The organism is Pedobacter nototheniae, assembly GCF_032678625.1.
Classification (GTDB): domain Bacteria; phylum Bacteroidota; class Bacteroidia; order Sphingobacteriales; family Sphingobacteriaceae; genus Pedobacter; species Pedobacter nototheniae_A.
Genome location: NZ_JAVTSO010000002.1, coordinates 105270 through 125493, shown reverse-complemented (window position 1 = coordinate 125493; position 20224 = coordinate 105270). Strand labels below are relative to the sequence as shown.

Sequence of the window (20224 nt, the reverse complement as noted above, 5' to 3'; positions counted from 1 at the left end):
TTCTACCTGGAATTTAGCATCATCCCAATTGCATCCAGAGTTGTGGATGGTGTTATTTTCCTTAATTTTACCTTGCAGTTAATTGACTGATCTTAGCTAATCAACCTTTTTAATAAACAATCGCCAGGGGTGGTCAAAAAAATACTCAGTTTTGAGGAAATTTTAAAAGGCTGTGTAAAAAACGACAACAGCTGTAAAGAAATGATGTATAAATCATTTTATGGCTACTTAATGGGTATTATTTTAAGGTACACTAAAAACATTTCAGATAGCGAAGAACTTGTAAATGACAGCTTTATAAAAATTTTTAAAAACGTAGGAAGCTTTAAACCTCCTAAAAGGCCTGAGGAATTACAAAAGACTTTTAAGGGGTGGATTGCACAAATTGCGTCCAGAACGGCTATCGACAAATTAAGGAGTAATAAAGCTCAGTTTTATGTAGACGATTTGGGTGAAGATGAACATCCGGTTACACAGGTATCAATCGCTTCAGACCTTCATGTGAATGATATTTTAAATTTACTTAATCATTTACCTGATACTCAAAGGCTGGTTTTTAACTTGTACGAAATTGAGGGCTTTGCCCATGATGAAATTTCCAAATTATTAACCATTCCTGAAAACTCAAGTCGGGTTTACCTAACGAGAGCAAAAAACAAATTACGTACCCTTTACCAAAACACATTGGTTAATTCATATAAAAAAAATGGATAAAGAGTTAATTGATCATATCAAAACGCAACTCAATAACCATGAAGAATCTTATTCTCCTGGGGCTTGGGAGCGCTTTTCTATTCAGGAAAAAGATAAAAAGCGAGGTTTTGTTTACTGGCCCTTATGGAGTGCTGCAGCACTAATATTAGTGTTCGGCGGTTTATTTTTCTCTTTATACAAAACCGAAAAGACAAATACCATTGTTAAATCTAAACCGGCTACTGAACAAGTAAAACCCACCACTTCTGTACCTGGTGAGATCACACCAATCATGGAAAATAAACTTGTGGAAAACCAGGGAGGATTAAAAAACCATCCGTTAAATTACACTAATGATACAGCGGTTGACAACACCTCTAATCAGCCTCTGCAAGCTGAAAACACGACTATAACAGCAAATAATGCAGAATCAAGCATTTTAAATTCAAATCAGTTAGAGAATAAATTAGTCCATATTTCAATATTACCATTGCAAAAACAAAGAGATTTTGAACTTGTAAAAGAAAAGAAAAAAGTTCCTTTGAAAAGCAGTTTTGAAGATTTATTAGCGAAAGATACCTTTATTGCACAGCAAAATGGTAAAACTAAAAACAGCAAAGAAAACAATAAATGGGAACCTGGTATTTTTGTAGCACCAGCCATGGGAAATGATAATAAGGTAAACATGAATTATGGCTTCTCTCTTTCCTATAATCTTGCAGATAAATTATCGCTTAGTTCAGGTGTATCTTATGCGGCGTTGAGCTCTACCAGCGATCCCAATCAAAATAAAGGGAATGGAAATATGGCTGCAGATGCTCCTGCAACCAATACATTTGCCAGTACCGACAATAAAAGTAAAAATTTGCAATCTATTGATGCCAGTGTACGCGGAATCAGCATCCCTTTAGAATTAAAATATAACATCAGTAATAAGTTTTATACCGGAGTTGGTATATCTGCCATGGCAATTATAAATAATAAGCAACAAAACAATTATGTGGTTACACAGGCACAAAACACAACCGTTGTTAACGCAATGGGTTATGCTGAACAAAGAATGCTTGTGGTTTCTGAACGCGTCTCTGAACAGCAATCGGAAACTGTAATTGCGCCTGAAAAATATTTAGGCTTCTATAATTTCTCTTTAGGATATAAACAGAAAATATCGCCGAAGAAAAATATTGCTGTTGAACCTTTTCTAAGGGTGCCTATGAAAAATTTCTCAAAAGACAACTTAAATTTAACCAATGGTGGATTGAGGTTGAAAATAGATTTTTAATATCCTGAGCTCCTAACTACGCGTAGCAAATAAATTACCCTTAAAAAGTTTCTGCTTTTTTATATTTGTATTTGGAAAACAGCTCATTTAATACAAATTATGGTAAGAATTGCTTTTATATTTTTAATGTTTTTAAGTTTTGCGGCTAAAGCACAGCACGATCCCAGCGACCAAATGGAATCTGCAAACTGGGATGTAATTGGTGGTGTTGAATTTAAAACCATCAAACCCACTGAAATGTATGCGGTTTACAACACAAACATTAAAAAATACGAGAATAAATCATTTGACCTTACCGGCTATATTGTACCCATTAAAGATGGCATGAAACAAACTAAATTCATGCTTTCTACCCTGCCCATCAATCAATGTTTTTTTTGTGGCAAAAACGGAATTCCAATTATGGTTTTAGTAGAAATGACTGAACCTATAAAATTTACGTATTTACCAATAAGCGTTAAAGGCACATTGAAATTAAATAAAGGTAATGCGATGGATAATCCTCCAATTGCCTTAATCGCATCAAAACAATTATAAAAGCATTTTAGCTAAAAGCTAAAGCAAAAAAAAGGCTTCAAAATATTTTGAAGCCTTTTTTGATATTCGTTTATTCTTAGTGAGCTGCATGTCCATCAGCACCATGAGCATGTCCATGAGCCAATTCATCTTGCGTTGCTTCGCGAACATTTAAAATTGTTCCGCTAAACACTAAATTTTTACCAGCCATAGGGTGGTTTAAATCTACAGAGATTGTTTCATCGTGTACGGCGGTAACACCAGCTCTAAATTGGTTACCATTGTTATCCTGTAAAGGAATTACATCACCAACGTTTGGCAATTCGCCACCAGCTTCAGTAAACATGGCTTTAGGTAAATCAGCAAAAGCACCTGGATCAATTTCGCCGTAACCATCAGCAGCTGATAATTCAAAGCTATATTCAGCACCAGTTGTTAAACCGGTTAAATGCTCTTCAAATTTAGGCAACATCATGCCTACGCCATATAAAAATACTAACGGGTTTTGCTCATCCGCTTTTTCAACAAAAACTTGTTGTCCTTCTTCGTTAGTAGTATGCAATTCGTAAGTTAATGCTACTACTGAGTTTGGTGAAATATTCATTTAAATTGTTTTAATGTAAATACGCTAATGCTTCCTCAACAGTTTTAACCGGTAACTGGCATATTTTATTTCGGCAAATATTTTTTATCTTGATTTTGCGCTCGTAGCGCAAAGATAACCTAATTATTAGTTTAACAAAAAAGTAAGTCTATTTGTTCAAAGAGATTGAAAATTTCAGTATTAGCAACCCATGTACCGATCATTCCAGTAATACACAAACTACAAACAACTATTTAATTCTATAGCCTAAACCAGCAGATAATACTTTATTTCTATCAAAAATATAATCTGCACCCTGCCCTCTAATATTTAACAAGCCTATACTATAGCCAACATTGAGTGTTAAATGTTTGGAACACTCAAGCCCTGAGATGAAACTTAAACCAGCATCAGCACGTTTAAAACGTTCTCCGAAGGTTATGTTTGTATTATATGCCTGCCCTGAAGAATTGGTTAATTTGTTTTTTCCAGTAACCGCCATAGCAAAGTATGGGCCTGCACCTAAAAAAACGTGTTGCTTCCCCACCGGAAATTTGAATAAAAAATTCAATGGTACTTCAACATAGTAAGTTTTAATTTTTTCGGTATTCCCATAAAACTCATTTTTACCACCTTTTCCTATAAACAGACCGCCCGTTTGAAAGTAAAAAGAATTGGAAATTGGGATGTCTAATGTTGCCCCGATGTAAAAAGATGTTGACATTGAATAGTCTACTGCATTTGGGACATCCTGCAAATCTTGCGATTGATTACTTGAAATAGCAGGAAAAGTAACTCCCGCTTTAAGGGTTGTTCTGGTTTGGCTTAATGTTATTGTAAAAGTAAATAACATTAAGCTTAAAGCACTAATTATTCTTTTCATGGAGCATTGATAATTTATACTGCAATATAAATTATCAATGTTAAAATTTAGTAAAATTCAGATAAATAATTAATCTCTTTATATGCCTTTGATCATTTTAAATTAATAGAACAATGCTAAAAATCAGACATATAGAAATTATAATAAATATTCTAATGCTTCCTCAATAGAATTAACTGGCAACTGGCACACTTTATTTCGGCAGATGTAAACTTTTGTTTCGTTGCTTTGCTTACCTTCTAACAAGGGCAGGTTGCTTTCTGTTCCGCCTAATGTAATTTTGTTCGGAATATAATGTCCGCTTAACTCCAGTTTAATTACATCTGTTTCTAAACCTGTTATGGCAATCTCATTTATTCCATACACTTCATTAAGCATTTGAATTGCCCAGTTAGCGTAAGCAGAACCATAGGTTTTTATTTTTGGATGTACGGCAGCAAGCATTTCGGCAGCCTTTTTTGTATAAATATCTTCATCAAACAGCAAACCTAATTTTTTAAGGTTTTGAGCCATAACCGAATTCGATGCTGGTATAACATTATCCATTACCTCATGTTTACGGGCAATTAAATCTTCAGCCTGGGCGGAAGTGTAAAAAAACATTGGTGATTCTTCATCCGAAAAATTAGCCATCACATAATCTGCCAATTTTTTAGCTTCTAAAAGCCATTTTTCATTAAAGTCACATTCGTATAAGGCAATAAGCGCTTCAATTAAAAAAGCATAATCATCCAAAAAAGCCGTTATAGAAGCTTTATTATTTTTATAATTTCTGTGCAGACTTCCGTTTTCTGTTTTTAAATGCTTTAAAATAAATTTTGCTGCTGCTGAAGCTTTTTTATAATATAAATCGTGGTTCAAAATCTGCGATGCATCGGCCAATGCTTTAATCATCATGGCATTCCAGGCGGTTAAACATTTATCGTCCAAACCTGGTCTTACCCTTCTATTCCTGACCTCCATCAGTTTTGCTTTTGAGGCTTTCACTTGATCGTAAAGTTCCCCAAGCCCTATATTATATTTAGCTATTAAATCATCATCACTAATGGTTTTACGTAAAATATTGGTTTGCTCCTCTTCCCAGTTTCCTTCTTCCGTGATATTATAATAATCTCCAATTAAAGCCGCATCTGCTCCTAAAACCTGATCAAACTCTTGCTTGTCCCAAATGTAAAATTTACCTTCTACACCTTCGCTGTCAGCATCCAATGCCGAATAGAATAATCCTTCGGCTGATGTCATTTCGTTAAATACCCATTCAATGCACTCTACAACAATTTGTTTAAATGAATCGAATTTTGTGCATTGATAGGCTTCAGCGTATAAGCTAATAAGCTGTGCATTATCGTAAAGCATTTTCTCAAAATGCGGCACATGCCATTTATCATCAACCGAATAGCGGGCAAAACCGCCTCCTATCTGATCATAAATTCCACCACGGCTCATCGCTTCAAGCGTATTACACGTTGCCGTAAAAACAGATTCATCATCTTTCAGGAAACCATACCTTAATAAGAAAACCCAGTTATTTGGCAAAGGAAATTTGGGCGCGCGGTTATACCCTCCGAAACCAATATCAAAATGGTGCTTCCAGGGATCAATAATTTCAGTTAAATCGGTTTCCGTATAGTCGCCGGTTTTTATCGCCGGAATAATTTTTTCGCTATCGCGAATGCCCGTGGTCAAACGTTCAGCATACTGAATCGCTTTATCAGGCTCATTTGACCAAAGATTGGCCACATTTTCTAAAATATTAATCCAATCGGCTTTACGGAAATATGTGCCTCCATAAATTGGCCGTTGATCTGGCAAACAAATGCAGTTTAATGGCCATCCGCCGCTGCCCGTCATTAATTGGATGGCATACATATAAATCTGATCAATATCAGGTCTTTCCTCCCGATCTACTTTAATACAAATAAAATGTTGGTTCATCACTTCGGCCACCTCATGGTTTTCAAAACTTTCGCGTTCCATTACATGACACCAATGGCAGGCCGAATATCCAATGCTAACCAAAATCAACTTATTCTCTGCCTTAGCCTTTTCTAAAGCTTCAGCACCCCACTCATACCAGTTAACCGGATTATAAGCGTGTTGTAAAAGATAGGGCGATGAAGCCTTAATTAAATTGTTAGGTTGATTTTCCATGCTGTAAAGTTAAAAGGTTTAAACTTTAAGGCATAGGTTTTTTGATAAAGTTGACATAAATTTCTAATTTCATGTTAGAACATTATACCTTTAGTTCCAGATCCAAAATCAAGAAAATGATAATTACCCATACCGAAATATATCGCTTTAGCATTCCGATGGAACCTTTTGTAATTGCAACAGGAACCATGCATTTTGCCCAGAATGTACTCATTAGAGTATATACCGATTCGGGGATACATGGCATTGGCGAATGTTCTGCTTTTCCAATGATTGTTGGTGAAACACAAGATACCTGTTTGGTTATGGCAAAAGATTTTGCTCAAATATGGAAGGGAAAAAATCCTTTGGATATACCAGAAAGGATGAATGATTTATTGGGTTATGCGGATCATAACAGTACAATTAAGAGCGCTTTTGATATGGCTTTATTTGATATTGCAGCCAAACATGCGGGTTTGCCTCTTTATAAATTCTTAGGGGGACAAAAGCGCCGCATTGAAACCGATATGACGATTGGAATTGATACACCTGAAGGAATGGCTGAAACTGCCTTGAAATATCAAAATCAGGGATGCAGGATTATTAAAATTAAATTAGGAAAAAAAATACATGACGATATTGAGCGGGTTAAACAAATAAGGACTGCGGTTGGCGAAGAAATGACTTTGCGTTTAGATGCAAACCAGGGATGGAGTTTTGATGATGCTTTATTTGCTTTAACAGAACTTGAAAAGTATAATATTGAATTTTGCGAACAACCGATGCGCACCTGGTACGATGATCAACTGCCGGAATTGAATGTAAATTCGCCGATTAAGTTAATGGCTGACGAAAGCTGTTACAACCATCATGATGCCAGGAAGTTGATTAATAGCCAATCTGCAAGTTATTTAAACATTAAATTTTCAAAATCAGGTGGCATTTTAGAGGCACAAAAAATCCATGAAGAAGCCTTGCAAAAAGGTGTAAAATGCATGATTGGCAGCATGCTGGAAAGCCGCATTGCTTTAAGCGCAAATTTACACTTCGCTTTGGCCAGTCCAAATGTTGAGTTTTTTGATTTAGACACCTGTTTATTAGGCCATTTGGTTGATCCTGTTGTGGGTGGATTAACTTATGATGGTTACTTTCTGGATGTACCTGACGAGGCTGGAATTGGTGCCGAAGCCGATGAGTTTTTCCTGGAAACCTGCGAAAGCTGGACAATATAAGTTGATTGGCTCCTTAAAAAGTAGGTTAACTGAAATGCCAAACTAAAATTAAAGTTTGTTAATTTTCATTTTTTCAAAGGCTACACTATCACCGTTAAATGCATTAAAATCTACAATATGGCCAATGCCATTAATCCTGGCTTTATCAGAATGTTGCCAAAAGCTCCATTTGCTTTTATCTAAGTTTAACCTGGGTTGGTAATAATGTGCAATCCACAATGGATAACCTTCAAAATAATCTTCCAGGTAATCTTTATAAAAGGTTAGTCCGCTATAAATAATCGGACGTACTTTGGTTTTAAGTTCTACATAATTTAAAAAATCCATCAGCTCGGTACGCATTTTAAGTGGCGAAACACCATCAAGAGATTCAATATCAACAACAGGTGCTAAATCGCCCTTTTCAATATTAACCACCTGCAAAAAGAATTTAGCCTGCGTTTTGCCATCTTTTTTCGGCCTGAAAAAATGATATGCCCCGCAAACAATTCCGGCTTTTGGTGCTTCACGCCAGTTCCGCTGAAAATAAGGATCGACAAGTAAAATACCTTCTGTTGCTTTTATAAAGGCAAATTTAATGTTTACTTCATCCTCTTTCATCGATTTAACCTTTTGCCAGTTTATTTTACCCTGATAGTAAGAAACATCAATACCATGGATAACATACTTTTTAGGAATTTTAATGTTAAAGCTTTTATAGGTTCTATAATTTGGATCCTGCCCCCAATCTCTTACCCAGCTCCAGGTGGCAACAAAGCCTTTTAAAATGTAGCCATAATAAAGTGGCGATAACAAAATCAATAATATCCCTGCAATTACAACCTTCCACTTGGTAGTTAAGCCATTCTTCTTTTTCTTCCTTACAACACGCTTTGGTTTATTCGTGTCAGTTTTTGGCCTGCTAACCGCAGCCTTGGGTTTACTTACCGGCATGCAGCAAAAATAAACAAATTCAGGTCATCATAATTTAATTTACCCAATATCTGAACAATAAAATTAAAGCATTTAGTACTTTTGCAGCTCAAACCCATTCCCCAATGTTCAGGCTTATATTCAATACTTACAAAGCATCTTTTAGTGGTTTAAGTCGCGAAACCTGGCTGTTAAGTATTGTTATGCTTTTAAACCGTTGCGGCAGCATGGCTGTTCCTTTTATGGGCTTGTATGTTACGCAAAGTTTGCATCGCTCTGAAATGGATGCCGGGTTGATAGTTGCTTTATTTGGTGTTGGTGCTATTTTAGGTTCGGCAGCTGGCGGAAAATTAACAGATGTAATTGGTTTTAGACCGGTTCAAATCTTATCATCAGCAATAAGTGGGATTCTTTTTATATTATTTTCCACCATTACACATTTTTCTACCCTTTGCGTGTTAGCCGTAGTGATTAGTTTTTTTTCGGAAGCTTTTAGGCCCGCAAATTTTACTGCAATTGCAAATTATGCGAAAGAAGGTACTACAACACGATCTTATTCGTTAAACCGCCTGGCAACCAATATGGGTTTTTCGGCCGGTATTACATTGGGAGGTTTAATTGCATCCATTAACTATCAACTACTGTTTATAGTTGAGGGAGTAGTGAGCATGCTGGTAGGTTTATCTATCTTACTGTTGTTGCCAAAAGTTAGGGGCTTTGTTAAACAAGCAAAAGAAAACAGAAGTAAAATGATAATTGTAAAGCCCTGGCAAGATCTTTTTTACATACAGTTTATATTATTAACCACAATTTTTATCACTTGTGCCTTTTTAATGTTTAGGGTGGTTCCTATCTTTTTTAAAGAGCAGTGGCACATTAATGAATTTGCTATAGGTATGATTATCGGCTTAAACGGCGCCATAATTGCCTTATTTGAAATGATAATGATTAATAAGATTGAGAAAAAACGACCACCCATGTTTTTTATCATTATTGGCGCTTTGTTTTTTGCAACCTCTTACCTCCTTTTAAGCGTTCCTTTAATCTTCCATATTGGCGTTGCCGTACTGGCAATCATTACCCTCACTATTGGCGAGATGTTTGCCTTACCTTTTATTAACACCTTAGTTATTAGCAGAAGCAATCAGCACAATCGGGGTTTGTATGCGGCAGGTTATACCTTAAGCTGGTCTTTTGCCCAGGTGGTTGGTCCGCTGGCGGGGTTTTATATAGCCAACCAATTTGGATACAACTGGCTTTGGGCCGGAGTAGCTATACTTTTATTCTTTTGCGCTTATGGATACCATATTTTAAATAAGCGCCACATTCCTTAGTTAGCGAGAAAATTCCGGTTTAAATAAAAAGCTCCAGAAAAACTTATTCTTCTGGAGCTAAAAATCTACTTAACCTTTTGGGCATTTACACCTTCTTTAGTTATAATTACAGGGAGAATATTTCCATCAGCATCAAACTTCATTTCGTCAATACAGGTTATACGATGATTACCATCAGAATCTCCTAATGGTCTTCGGTGATAAATAATATAGTATTGATTTTTCTTTTCGTTCATGATAACAGAATGATGGCCTGCCCCCGTTGCAATCTGCGGATCTTGTTTTAAAATTTTGCCAATCCTTTTAAAAGGGCCAAAAGGTGTATCTCCAATAGCATAGGCAACCGAATAATCAGGACCTGTCCAACCGCCCTCACTCCACATAAAATAGTACTTTCCGTTACGCATAAACATGTAAGGGCCTTCCACATAATGTTCGGGTGTAATTTCTTTAAAAACCTTTCCGTCATCAAAGGGAACAAAACCGGTGAAATCTTTATTCAGTTTAGCAATGTTACAATGTTGCCAGCCGCCGTAAATCAGGTAGTGCTGTCCATCTTTATCTTTAAACACAAACTGATCAATAGGTTGCGCCCCATTATAAAATTTATCAACTAAGGGTTTGCCCAGGTGATCTTTATAAGGTCCTTCCGGCTTATCGGCAACCGCTACACCAATTCCGCCTATCTCCTGATCGCTTTGAATATCGTTTGCACCAAAAAACAAATAGTACTTTTTATCTTTTTGTACAATTGCTGGTGCCCACATGGCTTTATTAGCCCATTTAACAGCCGCAGTATCTAAAATATGTTCATGTTTTTTCCAATGGGTTAAATCATCTGAGGAAAAAGCATCTAAAAACACTTGTTCTTTATACTTTGCAGAGTAAGTGGGATAAACCCAGTACTTATTGTTGAAAATGGCTGCATCAGGATCAGCATACCAACCTGGAAAAATAGGATTACCAGACTGGTTAATCGTTTTAGTATTTTGTGCAAAACAAGGAAATGCAGCAAAAAGTAAAAGGGAGGAGATAAAGTGTTTCATTCTACCAATTTAGAAAAAAAATATGTCTAAAAAAATTAATGCCTGTTGAGCGGTATAATTTAAATTGAATACTGTTACCGTAGAATCAGGCTTCTGAAAAGGCACTAAGCTTTGTAAAATAAACCCTACCGATGGTGGCATTCTGATTTTTCACCGGGATTCAGCATATCGCAGGACATCATTTCCCAATAAAATACGGAGCATTTATTTCCGAAAAAAAATCCCTGTTTAAGTTGTTTAAACAGGGATTTAAATAATTTCTGAACTAATTATTTACTCAGTTCTGCAAAGTATTTATGAAATAAAGGCAACGTTTCAATGCCTTTATAATAATTAAAAATGTCGTACTTCTCATTTGGAGAGTGCAAGGCATCGCTATCTAAACCAAAACCAAACAATACCGATTTAATTCCCAAAACATCTTCGAATAAAGCAACAATTGGAATACTGCCCCCGCCCCTTGTTGGAATTGCTGTTTTACCAAAGCTATCTTCAATGGCTTTTTCTGCAGCTTTGTAGGCAATGCTATCTGTTGGTGTAACTACTGGTTCACCGCCATGGTGTGCTGTAACTTTTACTTTAACATTTTTCGGAGCGATGCTTTCAAAATGTCTGGCAAAAATTTCAGAGATTTCATCCGAACTTTGGTTTGGAACCAAACGCATAGAAATTTTCGCATTTGCCTTGCTTGGTAATACCGTTTTAGCACCCTCACCAATATATCCGCTCCAAATTCCGTTTACTTCTAAAGTGGGTCTTGTTCCGGTACGTTCTAAAGTACTGTAACCCTTTTCGCCCCAAACTTCTTCTATATTTAAATCTTCTTTGTATTCGGCCTCATCATAAGGTGCGGCATTTAAAGCTTTCTTTTCCTCGTCCGTCAATTCTACAACTTTATCATAAAACGCAGGAATGGTAATGTGGTTATTTTCATCATGCAAAGAAGCAATCATTTTACACAAAATTGTTGCCGGGTTGGCAACCGCACCACCGTAAACACCTGAATGTAAATCACGGTTAGGACCAACAACCTCAACTTCCATATAGGCTAAACCGCGTAAACCAGTTTCGATAGAAGGGTTTTCCATACTAATCATCGACGTGTCAGATATCAATACAACATCAGCTTTTAATCTTTCAGCATTGTCTTTAACAAAAACACCAAGATTGGCCGATCCCACTTCCTCTTCACCTTCAATCATAAATTTCACATTGCAGGCAAGTGTATTGGTTTCCATCATCAATTCAAATGCCTTAACGTGCATGTAAAACTGTCCCTTATCATCACATGCGCCACGGGCATAAATCTTACCATCGCGTACTGTTGGTTCAAAAGGAGGTGTTTTCCAAAGCTCAATTGGGTCTGCCGGTTGAACGTCATAATGGCCATAAACTAACACCGTTGGCAAAGAGGCATCGATAATTTTTTCGCCATAAACAATTGGATAGCCTGCAGTAGGGCATATCTCAACATTATCTGCACCTGCATCCTTTAGCTTTTGAGCAACATAATCAGCCGTTTTTAAAACATCAGCTTTATATTTTGGATCGGCACTTACCGATGGAAAACGTAATAACTCAAACAACTCATCTAAAAAACGTTGTTTGTGTGTTTCTACATAATTTTTAATCTCTTGCATAACAAAATGAATTTGGGCAAATATAGGATTTTAAGGTAAAAGGCATTAAATTTTACTTCAATCGGAAATTAATTTAAGCTGTTTTGACAATCTGCTACTTTCAGGCATCCAATTGATATTATTTAATGGTAGATTAATTCTTTTTGGGCATTTCGTCCGACTCTAAGAAAATAGATTGTATAAACTGAATAAGGGTATAAATCCGACTAATTTTCTGATTTTAAACAGTGATATTATTTTATCATATTTATTTTAAAAACATGAGTTCCTTCAAGCAGATTTAATTAATTTTATTAGTAAATTGCGACCCAATATTTAAATCCTGAAATCCTGTCTGCAAGAACTTTAACAATGAAATTAAGCGCAATAGTTTACCCTTTTCTACTGCTGCTTTTTTGTTTTAACGCCTCAAGCTTTGCGCAAACTCGTGTAAGCTGCCCTGAAGCGGCCCAATATTATGCTAAAGACAGTATAAATATTGTAACCTTTGGAGCCAGTACCGTTGAGGGGGTTAATGGGTTAGGATTTCAAACGATGTTAAATGATAATTTCCAGAATTGTTATAGAAACAAAATTGTAGACATTACAAATCAGGGAATTGGAGGACAAACAACTGCGCAAGGATTATTACGTATTGATAGATCTGTTGCCAATAGAACTGGATTTATTGTGATTGATATGGGTATTAATGATGCTATAGCGATCGCTGCCGGAAGATCTAAAATTGCCAATACCGAAGCCAATATGCGTTCGCTGATTCAAACAAGTTTAAACCAAAAATTGATTCCCATTCTATGTACGCTACAATATGTTGATGACCGTACAAATAAGGATTTGGTTGCGGTAAACAATAACATCAGAACTTTGAATGGGATTTACCGGAAATTAGTAACAGAATATAAAATATACTTAGCGGATGTAAATGCAGCTATGCGCAGAGATTTTACACTTTATCAGGATACTTTTCATCCAAATGCCCGTGGGTACAGGTTAGTGAGTTATGTTATTTTCGATGCAATTAATAAAGCTATTTTTGATAAATTTCTGATGTTTGTAGTTTCGCAAAACTACCCTAACCCAGCTGCAAACCAAACTTATATTGACATTGTTTTACCAGAAACGGATAAGATTAATGTACAGGTTTATGATTTGATGGGCAGGCTGGTTAAAACTGTTGTGAATGAATACCTGAATACCGGGAAGCATACTTTAGATGTGAATACCACCAGTTTTAATCCTGGTGTTTATTTTTTTAAAATCTCATCCGATTCCGGTCAGTATTCCGCTATTAAAAAATTCATTGTCGTTCGGTAACAAAACAATGCAGCTGTAATCTATTAGTAGATCAATTGTTTTATCTTTAATTATGCCCGCAGAAACTTTTACCAACGAAATTATTGATATTGATTCTTTGCCCAAATATGAAGACGTTTTATTAAGGAAACCTCACCGGGATTATCTTAAAATCATTTGCATCAACTTTAGCATATCTTTTATCATTTTCGGTATCCTTATTGGTTTAGGTGTTACTTTTATAGATGAATTTAAACCAAAAGCCATCTTAATTTTATCGATATACCTGGTATTTATGACCTTAATTATACTGCTATTGTTAGCAAGTTTTAAAAAAAGAGGTTATGCAATCAGGTCTAAAGATGTGATCTATAAAAGTGGCATAATAGCCGAATCCACTACAATTGTTCCTTTAAACAGGATTCAGCATATCGAGTTAAATGAGGGGCTTTTTTCCAGGATTTTCAAACTTGGCTCTCTACAGGTTTTTACCGCTGGGGGTGATAGCGGGCATTTAAAAATTACAGGAATCCCCATCAACGAAGCTAAAAATATTCGTGATTTGTTATTGAATAAACTTAATCTGACGGAAAACTCAGTCATTACCGAGAATAATGAATAACGATTTCAGCAAACCACAACGCCAGTCTGCAGCAGGTATAATCGTCATGGGAAGCCACACAGCTTTCCAAATAGCAAAAGTTTTTATAATTCCTTTTGCTATTTCCCTATTTAAAATGCGAACCAATAGTATAATCTTTTTAATTACAGGATTAGCCATTGTTATTTTCCTCAGCTTTTTGATTGCCTACCTCTGGTATTTAAAATTTACCTTCTTTTTAGATCCGCAAAAGCAAGAATTCATTGTTAATAAAGGTATTTTCAATAGAGACCAGGTTATTATCCAGCTCGATAAAATCCAACAGGTAAATATCGATCAAACCATTCTCCAAAAAATTATTGGTGTTTACGGATTGAAGATTGATACAGCAGGTTCCAATGGTGTGGAAGCAAGTATAATGGCAATTGATGCAACTTCGGCCTATAATTTAAAAGAACACTTGCTTAGCATGCAAACTGATCCTGCTTCGGGCAGTATAGAACATTATGAGGTAAATGCGGCTTTACAGGAGCATTCAATTCTAAAAATCAGCAATTGGACCTTATTTAAGGTAGGTTTAACCTCTAATTACGGAAAAAGCTTAGGTTTATTAATCTTATTTTTAAGCTCTTTAATTCATGAAGGACAACAAATAATTAAAGCTTTTAAAATTGATAGTAATCATTACATGGCAGTAATGAGTGGTATGGCCACTATGTTTTCTGTCGCCATTTTAATTGTTGCATTATTGTTGTTATTCTTGATTTTTAACTTAGTTAGAACCTTTTACAAGTACTTCGAACTTACCATCAGCAAACACCATCATTCTTTGTTAATATCATCCGGATTATTTGCAAAGAAAAATACCTTGGTAAGCCCCATTAAAGTGCAGGTTACCACCTATAGCCAAAATTATTTTGAGAAAAAACTCAGTATGTTTAATGTATGGCTAAAACAAGCTAAAAACGGACATGCCAAAAGCGGCGAAGAGTTACATGGCAGTACATTGGAAATTCCAGGGTGCAATCCTGTAGAAAAAAATGAACTCCTTAAAATGATATTGGGCAAAATCCCTGCAGAAGGCAAAAAATTTATCCCCAACTGGAGGTTTTTAAATCTCCCGGTTTTTTTTAGATTAGTTTTACCTACGGCTATATTTTTAATTGTCGGTTTCAAGATTCCGCAGGTTAAACCTTATTTACCATTAGCAGTATTGTATTTCTTAACAGGTATCTTTATGATTTACATCAGTTATAAAAGGCATCGCATAACGGTAAACGAGGAATTTATTATTAAGAAAAGTGGCATTTGGGATATTTCGACTGAAATTATTTCACCAGATAAGATACAGGCAATTACAACCTTTCAATATCCCTGGCATAAAGGTGTTGATGTGGGCCACCTGTGTTTACATACAGCAGCAGGCCAAATCAGGTTTAAATATGGCAACTACACCCAAATTAAACAGCTGGTAAATTATTGGTTGTATCAAATTGAAAGTGGAAATAAAGATTGGATGTAGAACATAAATTAATAAACAATAAAATGATTGATGCAGACAGAATAGATATAGTAAAAAGCCTAAAAAACAATAAATTATACCTAAAAAGAAGTAAAATTAGCCGTTTCTTAATTTCTTATATTGAAATGTTTATTATTGGTATTATTCCGGTGAGTGCGATCATTCTTACGATTAAAAATATTCATTTTTTTAAGGAGGGCTATTCCATATACATTATACTTGCTAATTTAACCGCTCTATTGCTGGGTTTCTTTTTGTTTAAATTATTTACCGGCGGACGAAAGTTAAAACGCATTCAGGGTAATGATTTAATTGAAAATAAAGAAAGTTTATTAAATATATTTAAACCATTAAACTGGGAAATACAGCATAATGATGATAAACTCATGATCGCCCTCCCCAATTGGAAAACACAGGTTACCATACTATTTGATGGAAAAGACATCTTATTAAATACCATAAGGTTTGGAAGAAGTCAAACGCAGGGTATGTTTGACGAGGGGCTTTATGAATATATTAAAGAAAAGCTTAGTGAAAGTTGTACACAGATATAATTTGCTATACGGCCTTCGCACTTTTTGTTTAGCTTAATACGGGATACCCAACAAAGCCTAACCACTATTTCTCCGTTAGCTTTTAAACCGGCTGGCACAGAACAAGCCTAACTACTAACTTTAAAAGAAAGATTGCGAGCCGGCAGTTTTTGTTTCTTTTTGCTGCCAAAAAGAAAACAGCCCCTGCAGCAAGCGGATAAAACCATCTCTTTTAATTTCCACACTGTTTTTACTATACAGCAAACATAAAGCTTTTTTAAAACAACAAAAAACTGAATTTCAACCCACTAAAAATCAAAATCACTCAATTTACCAACACCTTTTAATAAGCGCTCATAATTTGTTATTTTTGAACTTCAAAAAAACAGGAGCCGATTTGGATTATTTAGAAGGATTAAACCCACAACAAAGAGCAGCAGTAGAGAACACTAAAGGACCCGTAATGATTGTTGCAGGTGCCGGATCGGGCAAAACCCGGGTTATTACATATCGTGTGGCCCACCTCATCCAATCGGGTACCGATGCATTTAACATCTTAGTTTTAACCTTTACCAACAAAGCGAGTAAGGACATGCGCGAGCGTATCAGTAAAGTAGTAGGTGCTGAGGCTAAAAATATTTGGATGGGAACCTTTCACTCTGTTTTTGCTAAAATTCTTCGTGTTGAAGCTGAAAAAATTGGTTACCCAAGCAATTTCACCATTTACGATACCGACGATAGCAAAAGTGTAATTCGCAGTATCTTGAAGGAAATGCAGCTGGATGATAAATTATATGCGGCCAATTTTGTATTTAACCGCATTTCTTCGGCAAAAAATAACCTTATTTCGCCTGCAGAATACATCACTAACGATCAGATTCAGGCTGAAGATATCCAGAATAAACGCCCCTTAATTGGCCAGATTTACGAAACTTATGCTAAACGCTGTTTCAGGGCTGGAGCTATGGATTTTGATGATTTATTGTTCAAAACCAATATTTTGTTAAAAGACCATCCTGACGTTTTAAATAAATACCAGCAAAAATTCAGGTATTTAATGGTGGATGAGTACCAGGATACCAACTTTTCGCAATATACCATTGTGAAAAAACTGGCTGCTGCTTACCAGAATATCTGTGTTGTAGGTGATGATGCACAAAGTATTTATGCTTTCCGTGGTGCCAACATTCAGAATATTTTAAACTTCGAACGCGATTATCCTGACTTAAAGGTCTATAAATTAGAACAAAACTACCGTTCTACCCAAAATATTGTGGATGCCGCCAGCAGTATTATTGCAAATAATAAAAATCAGCTGGAAAAAAATGTTTTCTCTGATAATGAATCTGGCGATCGCATTAAAGTAACCCGTGCTTTTACCGATAATGAAGAAGGTAAACTGGTTGTAGAATCCATTATACAGGAACGCAGCACGAAAGGCTACGATTACCACGATTTTGCAATTTTGTACCGAACCAATGCACAAAGCAGGGCCATGGAGGAATCTTTACGCAAGCTTAATGTTCCATATAGAATTTATGGCGGACTTTCTTTTTACCAGCGTAAAGAGATTAAAGATTTAATTGCTTACTTCCGTTTAACTTTTAATCCTAACGATGAAGAAGCCGTAAAACGTGTAATTAATTATCCTAAGCGGGGTATTGGCGACACTTCAATCGATAAAATTATTGTTGCTGCAGATCAGCACGATAAAACCATGTGGGAAGTTATTTCCAATGCGCATTTATATGTTGACGGTCGTTTAGCAAACCAGTTGAACGATTTTTCGATGATGATTCAGAGTTTTGCCGCAGAAGCTAAAAAGCTCGATGCTTACGAAACTGCTTTATTTATTGCACAACATGCCGGAATTTTAAAAGAATTATACAACGATGATAGTGTGGAGGGCCGAAGCAGGTACGAAAACATCCAGGAATTATTAAATGGTATTAAAGAATTTGCCGAACGTGAGGATATTGAAGAACGCGGGCTGGACATTTTTATGCAGGATGTTGCCTTATTAACCAATGACGATAAAGATGGCGACAAAAATAAAGACACGGTTTCTTTAATGACCATCCACTCTGCCAAAGGTTTAGAGTTTAAAAATGTTTTTGTTGTGGGATTGGAAGAAAACCTTTTCCCTTCACAAATGTCGGTAAATTCCCGTGCTGATTTGGAAGAAGAACGCCGTTTATTTTATGTAGCCGTAACACGTGCAGAGAAAAAACTTACCTTAACCTATTCAACTTCACGTTATCGTTGGGGAACACTAACAAACTGCGAACCAAGTCGTTTCATCAATGAAATTAGCCAAAAATTTTTAGAACTGGATGTGAAACCGGCCTCGAAAAGTAGCTTTATGGATGGGAACTTTGACGATGAACGCAAAACATGGACCTCACAACCGCGTGATTTCTTTAGCAAGCCTAAACCTGCTGCCGGTGCAACTACATGCGCTCCGCCTGTTCGCCCAAAAACCACATCACTATTAGCGAAAGCCCATGTTCCGACACCTGGTTTTGCACCATCGCAACCACACGAATTTCAGGGAGGAATGGAAGTGGAACACGAAAAATTTGGTTTCGGAAAAATCATAAGCCTTGAAGGTCAGTTACCTGATGTTAAAGCAACCGTATTTTTCCAGGGATTGGGCAATAAGCAATTGTTGCTAAAATTTGCCAAATTGATGATTGTAAAAAATTAAAGGATGTTAAAAAAACATCATGTTGAACTTGTTGGAGTACATTAAACTTCAACAAGTTCAGCATAATAAATTATAATTATAAGCCTTTTAAATCCTAAACAATTTATTTCGGCATCTCCAGGCGCTTATTGTGGGGGAATGCTGAACATCTAAAAAATCTAATTTCTAAAACTGTGGAAGTTTTGGTTTTGTACCCATAATCTCTTCTACCTGCTCCATCACTTTATCGGTAAGCAAAGGCACAACTTCCAAAGCGGTTAAATTTTCTTTCAACTGTTCTCCTTTTGAGGCACCAAGAATAACTGAACTTACATTTGGATTTTTAAGACACCAGGCCAAAGAGAATTTTGCTAAAGAAACATTCAGTTTATCTGCAACTTTCTGCAGTTCTTCTACTTTCTTTAACCGATCGGCCTGTAAAACGTTGTCTTTTAACCAGCCTAATTTAACATCTGCTAAACGTGTATCTTTAACATCACCTTTAGTATATTTACCTGATAATAAACCCGATGCCAACGGCGACCAGATTGTGGTACCCAGCCCATGATCACGAAAAAGCAGTAAAAAATCATCTTCCAGTTTTTTACGTTCAAAAAGATTATACTGAGGCTGCTCCATTGTTGGCCCAATTAAACGATAATCCTTTGCAATACCAATAGCTTCGGTAATTTCTGCGGCACTCCATTCTGATGTGCCCCAATATAAAATTTTACCTTGTTGCAACAGCGTATTCATTGCTAAAACCGTTTCCTCAATGGGCGTATTTTTATCAGGTCTATGGCAAAAATATAAATCCAGATAATCTACCTGTAAACGTTTTAAAGCTCCATTGCAGGCTTCAACAACGTGTTTGCGTGACAAACCCATTTGATTTGGGCCTTTATTTTCTGTCCCGAAAAATACTTTACTCGATACAACAAAAGATTCTCTATTCCAGCCTTTTGATTTAAGAATTTTACCCATTACCAGTTCCGATTTACCTTCGGCATAACCTTCGGCGTTATCAAAAAAGTTTACGCCGGCATCATAAGCAATTCCCATCAATTCATCGGCAACTTTATCACTGATCTGAGCACCAAAGGTTAACCAGCTGCCCAATGATAAAGCACTTACCTGCAAACCCGATTTACCTAATCTTCTATATTCCATATAATTGATTGTTTAAATTTTAAATTTATTCGTTAAGATATTACTCAATACTACCATTAATATTTACAGAATGTTTTAGTTATTGGATTTTTTACAAATGACAAACATGATGGACAACTCCAGGAGTTAAAGAATAAAACCAGTGATTCAACAGGATTATTTATC

General features: G+C 36.0%; 17 protein-coding genes. 10 read left to right on the top strand and 7 right to left on the bottom strand.

Annotated elements, in window-relative coordinates; genetic code table 11:
• The first annotated feature begins 129 nt into the window (after window positions 1-129).
• The 3 genes from R2Q77_RS06285 to R2Q77_RS06275 all read left to right on the top strand — a co-directional run bounded on the left by R2Q77_RS06285 (window position 130) and on the right by R2Q77_RS06275 (window position 2512).
• Complete coding sequence (locus R2Q77_RS06285; protein WP_316802865.1) at window positions 130-714, top strand: RNA polymerase sigma factor; 585 nt, start codon at window positions 130-132, stop codon at window positions 712-714.
• Entirely contained in the window at window positions 707-1975 is a 1269-nt protein-coding gene (locus R2Q77_RS06280; protein WP_316802864.1) for a hypothetical protein, read from the top strand. The genes R2Q77_RS06285 and R2Q77_RS06280 overlap by 8 nt, the downstream gene beginning before the upstream one ends.
• A gap of 99 nt (window positions 1976-2074) precedes the next feature.
• Window positions 2075-2512 carry a hypothetical protein gene (locus tag R2Q77_RS06275; RefSeq protein ID WP_316802863.1) on the top strand — a complete coding sequence of 146 codons (438 nt, stop codon included), beginning with the start codon at window positions 2075-2077 and terminating at the stop codon, window positions 2510-2512.
• Window positions 2513-2588: 76 nt separating this feature from the next.
• On the opposite strand, the gene R2Q77_RS06270 is transcribed toward R2Q77_RS06275, so the two are convergent.
• The 3 genes from R2Q77_RS06270 to R2Q77_RS06260 form a co-directional block, all read right to left on the bottom strand.
• Window positions 2589-3095 carry a peptidylprolyl isomerase gene (locus R2Q77_RS06270; protein WP_316802862.1) on the bottom strand — a complete coding sequence of 169 codons (507 nt, stop codon included), beginning with the start codon at window positions 3093-3095 and terminating at the stop codon, window positions 2589-2591.
• 229 nt (window positions 3096-3324) lie between these two features.
• Window positions 3325-3957, bottom strand: coding sequence for a porin family protein (locus R2Q77_RS06265; protein WP_316802861.1), 633 nt, complete (start codon window positions 3955-3957; stop codon window positions 3325-3327).
• A gap of 138 nt (window positions 3958-4095) precedes the next feature.
• Window positions 4096-6108: a thioredoxin domain-containing protein gene (locus R2Q77_RS06260; protein WP_316802860.1), complete on the bottom strand. Its 2013-nt coding sequence runs from the start codon at window positions 6106-6108 to the stop codon at window positions 4096-4098.
• A 116-nt stretch (window positions 6109-6224) separates the two neighbouring features.
• Here R2Q77_RS06260 and R2Q77_RS06255 point away from each other — a divergent pair, with 116 nt between their 5' ends.
• Window positions 6225-7322 carry a dipeptide epimerase gene (locus R2Q77_RS06255; RefSeq protein WP_316802859.1) on the top strand — a complete coding sequence of 366 codons (1098 nt, stop codon included), beginning with the start codon at window positions 6225-6227 and terminating at the stop codon, window positions 7320-7322.
• 48 nt (window positions 7323-7370) lie between these two features.
• On the opposite strand, the gene R2Q77_RS06250 is transcribed toward R2Q77_RS06255, so the two are convergent.
• Complete coding sequence (locus tag R2Q77_RS06250) at window positions 7371-8255, bottom strand: glycoside hydrolase family 25 protein (RefSeq protein ID WP_316802858.1); 885 nt, start codon at window positions 8253-8255, stop codon at window positions 7371-7373.
• A 104-nt stretch (window positions 8256-8359) separates the two neighbouring features.
• Between R2Q77_RS06250 and R2Q77_RS06245 the strand changes: the two genes are divergently transcribed.
• Window positions 8360-9568, top strand: coding sequence for an MFS transporter (locus R2Q77_RS06245; RefSeq protein ID WP_316802857.1), 1209 nt, complete (start codon window positions 8360-8362; stop codon window positions 9566-9568).
• 65 nt (window positions 9569-9633) lie between these two features.
• Here R2Q77_RS06245 and R2Q77_RS06240 read toward each other — a convergent pair whose 3' ends face one another.
• Both R2Q77_RS06240 and R2Q77_RS06235 read right to left on the bottom strand, forming a co-directional pair.
• Window positions 9634-10614 (bottom strand): glycoside hydrolase family 43 protein, encoded by a 981-nt coding sequence (locus R2Q77_RS06240; RefSeq protein ID WP_316802856.1) that lies wholly within the window; start codon window positions 10612-10614, stop codon window positions 9634-9636.
• A gap of 269 nt (window positions 10615-10883) precedes the next feature.
• Entirely contained in the window at window positions 10884-12254 is a 1371-nt protein-coding gene (locus R2Q77_RS06235) for a dipeptidase (RefSeq protein WP_316802855.1), read from the bottom strand.
• A gap of 351 nt (window positions 12255-12605) precedes the next feature.
• Between R2Q77_RS06235 and R2Q77_RS06230 the strand changes: the two genes are divergently transcribed.
• From R2Q77_RS06230 to R2Q77_RS06210, 5 genes are all read left to right on the top strand, one after another.
• Window positions 12606-13568, top strand: a complete 963-nt coding sequence (locus R2Q77_RS06230) for an SGNH/GDSL hydrolase family protein (protein WP_316802854.1) — start codon at window positions 12606-12608, stop codon at window positions 13566-13568.
• Between the two features lie 52 nt (window positions 13569-13620).
• The gene (locus R2Q77_RS06225) at window positions 13621-14169 is read left to right on the top strand and encodes a PH domain-containing protein (protein WP_316802853.1); all 549 of its coding nucleotides are present in this window, start codon (window positions 13621-13623) and stop codon (window positions 14167-14169) included.
• The gene (locus R2Q77_RS06220; RefSeq protein ID WP_316802852.1) at window positions 14162-15670 is read left to right on the top strand and encodes a PH domain-containing protein; all 1509 of its coding nucleotides are present in this window, start codon (window positions 14162-14164) and stop codon (window positions 15668-15670) included. The genes R2Q77_RS06225 and R2Q77_RS06220 overlap by 8 nt, the downstream gene beginning before the upstream one ends.
• A gap of 23 nt (window positions 15671-15693) precedes the next feature.
• Window positions 15694-16224, top strand: coding sequence for a hypothetical protein (locus tag R2Q77_RS06215; protein WP_316802851.1), 531 nt, complete (start codon window positions 15694-15696; stop codon window positions 16222-16224).
• Window positions 16225-16600: 376 nt separating this feature from the next.
• Window positions 16601-18910, top strand: a complete 2310-nt coding sequence (locus tag R2Q77_RS06210; RefSeq protein ID WP_316803605.1) for an ATP-dependent helicase — start codon at window positions 16601-16603, stop codon at window positions 18908-18910.
• Between the two features lie 165 nt (window positions 18911-19075).
• On the opposite strand, the gene R2Q77_RS06205 is transcribed toward R2Q77_RS06210, so the two are convergent.
• Window positions 19076-20059 carry an aldo/keto reductase gene (locus R2Q77_RS06205; protein WP_316802850.1) on the bottom strand — a complete coding sequence of 328 codons (984 nt, stop codon included), beginning with the start codon at window positions 20057-20059 and terminating at the stop codon, window positions 19076-19078.
• Window positions 20060-20224: the final 165 nt, after the last annotated feature.

Excerpts from the sequence above, each read along its gene's own strand:
- R2Q77_RS06275 (WP_316802863.1), top strand. The coding sequence starts at position 2,075 with ATGGTAAGAATTGCTTTTATATTTTTAATGTTTTTAAGTTTTGCGGCT.
- R2Q77_RS06265 (WP_316802861.1), bottom strand. The coding sequence starts at position 3,957 with ATGAAAAGAATAATTAGTGCTTTAAGCTTAATGTTATTTACTTTTACA.
- R2Q77_RS06270 (WP_316802862.1), bottom strand. The coding sequence starts at position 3,095 with ATGAATATTTCACCAAACTCAGTAGTAGCATTAACTTACGAATTGCAT.
- R2Q77_RS06235 (WP_316802855.1), bottom strand. The coding sequence starts at position 12,254 with ATGCAAGAGATTAAAAATTATGTAGAAACACACAAACAACGTTTTTTA.
- R2Q77_RS06255 (WP_316802859.1), top strand. The coding sequence starts at position 6,225 with ATGATAATTACCCATACCGAAATATATCGCTTTAGCATTCCGATGGAA.
- R2Q77_RS06220 (WP_316802852.1), top strand. The coding sequence starts at position 14,162 with ATGAATAACGATTTCAGCAAACCACAACGCCAGTCTGCAGCAGGTATA.
- R2Q77_RS06240 (WP_316802856.1), bottom strand. The coding sequence starts at position 10,614 with ATGAAACACTTTATCTCCTCCCTTTTACTTTTTGCTGCATTTCCTTGT.
- R2Q77_RS06280 (WP_316802864.1), top strand. The coding sequence starts at position 707 with ATGGATAAAGAGTTAATTGATCATATCAAAACGCAACTCAATAACCAT.
- R2Q77_RS06260 (WP_316802860.1), bottom strand. The coding sequence starts at position 6,108 with ATGGAAAATCAACCTAACAATTTAATTAAGGCTTCATCGCCCTATCTT.
- R2Q77_RS06225 (WP_316802853.1), top strand. The coding sequence starts at position 13,621 with ATGCCCGCAGAAACTTTTACCAACGAAATTATTGATATTGATTCTTTG.
- R2Q77_RS06215 (WP_316802851.1), top strand. The coding sequence starts at position 15,694 with ATGATTGATGCAGACAGAATAGATATAGTAAAAAGCCTAAAAAACAAT.
- R2Q77_RS06205 (WP_316802850.1), bottom strand. The coding sequence starts at position 20,059 with ATGGAATATAGAAGATTAGGTAAATCGGGTTTGCAGGTAAGTGCTTTA.
- R2Q77_RS06230 (WP_316802854.1), top strand. The coding sequence starts at position 12,606 with ATGAAATTAAGCGCAATAGTTTACCCTTTTCTACTGCTGCTTTTTTGT.
- R2Q77_RS06245 (WP_316802857.1), top strand. The coding sequence starts at position 8,360 with ATGTTCAGGCTTATATTCAATACTTACAAAGCATCTTTTAGTGGTTTA.
- R2Q77_RS06250 (WP_316802858.1), bottom strand. The coding sequence starts at position 8,255 with ATGCCGGTAAGTAAACCCAAGGCTGCGGTTAGCAGGCCAAAAACTGAC.